Origin of the sequence: Rhodococcus sp. T7 (assembly GCF_009872365.1) — a bacterium.
GTDB lineage: Bacteria > Actinomycetota > Actinomycetes > Mycobacteriales > Mycobacteriaceae > Rhodococcus_F.
Genome location: NZ_WXYH01000137.1, coordinates 1 through 4,789 on the forward strand (window position 1 = coordinate 1; position 4,789 = coordinate 4,789).

Consider the following 4,789-nt stretch of genomic DNA (forward strand, 5'->3'; position numbering starts at 1 on the left):
GCGGGATGTGTTCGAGCGTAAGACTGTCGCCGGGTTGGCTGAGGTCGCGGTCCTGACCGAGGATGCGGTGGCGGTGGCGGTGGCGCTCGAGGAGCTGCCCGGTGGTGGTGTCGGGCGGATACCCTTGACTCCGATAATGCGATGGTTCCTCGAGGGTGGTGGTGGATTCAACCGCTTCTCGCAGTTCGTGCCTGTGACTCTGCCTGCTGGAATCGATGATCAGGTCCTGGTTCGAACTCTGCAGGCGGTAGTCGATCACCACGACGTCTTGCGATCCCGAATGTCCCTGGATGATACCGGCACATGGAATTTCGAAACTCAGCCCGTTGGTGCGGTTGATGTCGACGAACTCCTTCACTGCATTCGGGTCGATTCCGCGGTGCAGGAGGCGGACCTGACTGCGCTCGCCTCGAGCGAACTGGACGCGGCGCTTTCCAGGCTGGATCCCGCCGCCGGGAAGATGATTCGGTTCGTACGGTTCGACTTCGAAAACGCGTCGAGCGACGAGCGTCGGCCGGGTGTGCTCTTGATTGTCGCCCAACACTTTGCCGTGGACGGCGTGTCCTGGCGGATCCTCATTTCCGATCTTGCTGTCGCCTGGTCACAGATTACGGCTGGTGACGAGCCAGCGTTGCCCGTAGTGGGAACGTCGATGCGGCTGTGGGCCAACCGACTTGTCGACGAGGCGCATTCGGCGGACCGCACATCAGAGTTGGCTCTGTGGCGCGGAATTGTCGGTGCCGGCGATGAGCCCTTGTTCGGTACTCGAAAGCTAGATCCTGTACTCGACGTAGAGCCGACGGTCGAACGGGTTGAAGTAACGCTGTCCGGAGCCGTCACCGACGCAATCCTGACCACTGTACCGGCGCGCTTTCATGGTGGAGTCAATGATGGTCTTCTCGCGGCGTTGGCGATGGCCATTGCCCAGTGGCGCCGGGTCCGGGGAATCGCTCGGACGTCGTCGCTGGTCCGGCTCGAGGGTCACGGAAGGGAGGACGAGGTCGTCCCTGGTGCGGACCTGTCCCGCACGGTCGGGTGGTTCACAAGTACCTTCCCAGTTCGTCTCGATGTCGACGCCATCGATCTGGATGACGCTTTCGCAGGTGGCGCTGCCGCGGGAGAAGTGGTCAAGGCGGTCAAGGAACAACTTCTGACCATTCCAGACAAGGGCATGGGCTACGGACTGCTGCGGTATCTCAATGACGACACCGGGCTGGCGTTGGCAGGCTCCGATACCGGTGAAGTGTGTTTCAACTATCTCGGGCGAGTGTCGGCGCGCGACGTTCCGGAGGGGCTGGCCGAATTCGGTTGGGCCCCCACCGGGGAGCTTGGTGGGATAACAGCCGCACTCGACGCCGATATGCCCGCTCGCGCCACGATTGAGATCAACTCGATTGTCACTGACGGCCCTGACGGGCCACGGCTCGGTGCAGGTTTCGCTTATGCCTCGAACGTAATCACCCGCGTTGAGGTACAGGAGTTCGCTGATCTGTGGACCTCTGCACTCGTCGCTTTGTCCGACCATGTCAAGCGTCCTGATGCGGGCGGACTTACTCCCTCGGACCTCTCGTTGGTGGCGACAAGGCAGAGGGATCTCGATCTGTGGCAAACCAAGTATCCGTCGATCACCGACGTCTGGCCGTTGTCCCCGTTGCAGTCGGGACTGTTCTTCCACTCGATGATGACCCAGTCGTCGGTCGATGTGTACACAATCCAGACTGTTTTGGAACTGAGTGGAGTGGTCGATGCGGACCGGCTGCGGAGGGCCGCGGAGGCGGTCGTCGATCGGCACGCGACCTTGCGGACCGCCTTCGTCAGCGACTCGAGCGGCAAGACGATCCAAATCGTAGTCGATCACGCAGATCTGCCGTGGCGTGAAATCGATCTGACGAGTATTGCCGACGCCGAGTCCAGGGCAGAAGCCCAGAGGGCGTTCATGGAGGATCAGACTACCCAGTTCGACATGGCTAGACCGCCGATGATGCGTTTCACCCTGGTTCGGGTGGCGCACAACAGGTGGAGCTTCGGCGTCACGACGCACCACATTCTCTTGGACGGCTGGTCCACACCGCTACTGATGCAAGACCTGCTGGTTCTGTACGCGGTGAATGGTGACAAATCGGTCCTGCCGCGGGTGCGGTCATTCCGCAGTTTCCTCGAATGGCTGAGCCGGCGGGACGAGCGGAAATCGTTGGATACTTGGGCAGAGGCGTTGGCGGGGATCACAGAGCCCACGATGATGGCCTCCTCGATCGGTGGAGTCGATAACACAGGCACCGGGATCGACAAGGTGGCGATCGAGCTATCCGGGGAGAAGACTGCACAATTGACCGCCCTCGCGGCCAAGGAGGGTGTGACCGTCAATACCTTGGTACAGGCCGCTTGGGCGATTCTGCTCGGGCGGATGACTGGTCGATCAGACGTGGTGTTCGGGGCCACGGTGTCGGGCCGGCCGGCTGACCTCGCTGGTGTCGAAACCATGGTGGGGCTGTTCATCAACACGGTTCCCGTGCGAGTTCGGGTCGATGAGAGAGAAACTGTCAGCGGATTGCTGAGGCGTCTGCAGGGGCAGCAGGCCGATTTGCTTGACCATCACTATGTGGGTCTGACGGAGATATCGCAGGCTGCCGGGGTAGGTGCATTGTTCGACACCCTCCTCGTGTTCGAGTCGTATCCGATCGACAGGCAAGCTCTGGGTGCAGCCAGCTCGGTTGACGGACTGCAGGTCACGGGTGTCGCCGTCCAGGATGCCACGCATTACCCGCTGACCCTGCTCGTTTCGATGGAATCGCGTCTTGACTTGACCTTCAAGTACCAGTTGGACTCATTCGAACGGTCGCAGGTGGAGACGCTCAGCGTCAGGTTCACTCGAGTACTGGAATCGTTCGTCAGTAGATCCGATGCAGTCGTCGACGAGATCGAGATCCTCAGCCGTGAGGAACTCGACGAGATTCTCCAGGACTCCCGCGGAGTGGGGTCCACTGATGATGCAGCATTGTCTGCCAGTGAGATAAGCGCCACAGCGATGCCATCCGAGACGCTCGCGCAACTCTTGGCGGACGTGGTAGAGGATGACCCGGATGCACCTGCGTTGGTGGTAGAGGGCGACCAGATCTCGTACGCCGAACTCGACCGGCGGTCCTCCCAACTCGCCCGGGTACTGATCGGTAGAGGGGTGGGACCAGGGTCGTATGTTCCAGTCGTAGGCGCGCGGTCTGCCGAATCAGTGCTGGCGATGTGGGCTGTCATCAAGTCGGGCGCGGCATTCGCCCCAGTAGATCCAAGCGCTCCGATGGCGCTGGGTTTTGACGAGGGCGATTGTTCAATTGCGCGAATCGGTGTGACTGTCACATCCCATCGGGCAGCGCTGACCGATGCGATCGATTGGTTGTGCGTCGACGACTCCGATGTAGTGACTCTGGCTGCTGCCGAGCCTGCGCATCCCGTCACGTATGTGGACCGGGTGAAGCCACTACTCGCAGAGCATCCCGCATATGTCCTGTACCGGAGCGCACTTGCGAACGGGCGAGAGCGCGTCGTGGTTCCGCAGCAAGGGTTGGCAGCCTTCCTGGCCGTTGCGCGTGAGCGGTTGTCTGTCACCTATGAGTCGCGCACGCTTCTCATCGGTCAGACGGGGAGCGACCCCTGGGTTCTCGAGTTCTTGGTAGCCGCGACCGCGGGCGCAGCAATGGTGTTTGCGCGCGACAGCGAGAACACGGGGGAAGGACTGGCGCAGTTACTGGCTGACGAGTGGGTGACGCACGCCTTCGTGCCCTCCACTGCACTGACAGGGGTCGACTCGGACGGTGTGAACGATCTCGAGACTCTGGTTCTGCTCGATGGGCTCGCACCGACATGGCTGATCGATAGATGGTCGGCTGGGGGGACCGCGCTCTTCGACGGCTCAGATCCGTCAGTCGTCTCTGCGGCCCCGACGCTCTCGAGTCGTGATGTCCGCTGAGTGATGAAGCACTCGTAACGGACGGAGGATCTCATCTGATGAACTAATGAGCGGTAAGGGCCACGTCCGGCGGTTCGATTAAACTGGTCAAGCTCGGCGCTGGGCCGGCAATCTACGACAGAGGTGAGCGGATTTCATGGATTCTCGCAATTCTCCAGCTGGTGAGGAAGAAAAAATGACCGATGGGGATGCGAAATCGATGTTTGTGGGTGCAGGGTCGGCGTCTGGGGCCGGCCGCCCGCGCAGCAGGTCCGGCTCACGTCCGAACAGGGGCCGTCGAACGCGAGCGATGTTGCTTCCCCAACTGCTGACCGCTGGAGTTGAGGCGAATGGGAGCCGGAAGGCCATTTCATACAATGGGGCACCGGTTACGTACCGGGACCTCGACAGCCGTTCGTCGCAATTAGCGCGTGTATTGATCGATCGCGGGATAGGTCCGGAGTCGTTCGTCGCCCTCGGCTTCACCCGCTCGATCGAATCGGTGCTGGCTCTCTGGGCTGTCGCGAAATCGGGTGCCGCCTTCGTGCCGGTGGACCCGAACTACCCAACTGACCGAATCGCTCACATGATCGGCGACTCGGGAGTGGCGCTCGGCCTGACCACGAAAGATCATCGGGACAGTCTGCCCGAGTCTGTGGACTGGCTTGTGCTCGACGACGCTGAATTCATGGCGACCGTCACACGTCAGCCCGATCGTCCGGTTTCGTACGCCGATCGCATTCGACCACTCTCAGAAGAGCATGCGGCGTACGTGATCTACACGTCGGGTTCGACTGGGAAGCCCAAGGGTGTCGTCGTGACGCATGCCGGGTTGGCGGGTTTGGTGTC

2 protein-coding genes are annotated in these 4,789 nt (G+C 61.3%); both read left to right on the plus strand.

Features of this window, described 5'->3' with window-relative positions; all coding sequences use genetic code 11:
* Positions 1-136 precede the first annotated feature (136 nt).
* A complete protein-coding gene (locus tag MLGJGCBP_RS15950; protein WP_236581122.1) occupies positions 137-3,961 on the plus strand; it encodes a condensation domain-containing protein in 3,825 nt (1,274 codons plus the stop codon).
* Positions 3,962-4,250: 289 nt separating this feature from the next.
* On the plus strand, positions 4,251-4,789 hold a 539-nt coding region (locus MLGJGCBP_RS15955; RefSeq protein ID WP_160096787.1), incomplete at its 3' end, for an AMP-binding protein.

Coding starts and splice junctions, on each gene's coding strand:
- MLGJGCBP_RS15950 (WP_236581122.1), top strand. CDS start 137: ATGCGATGGTTCCTCGAGGGTGGTGGTGGATTCAACCGCTTCTCGCAG.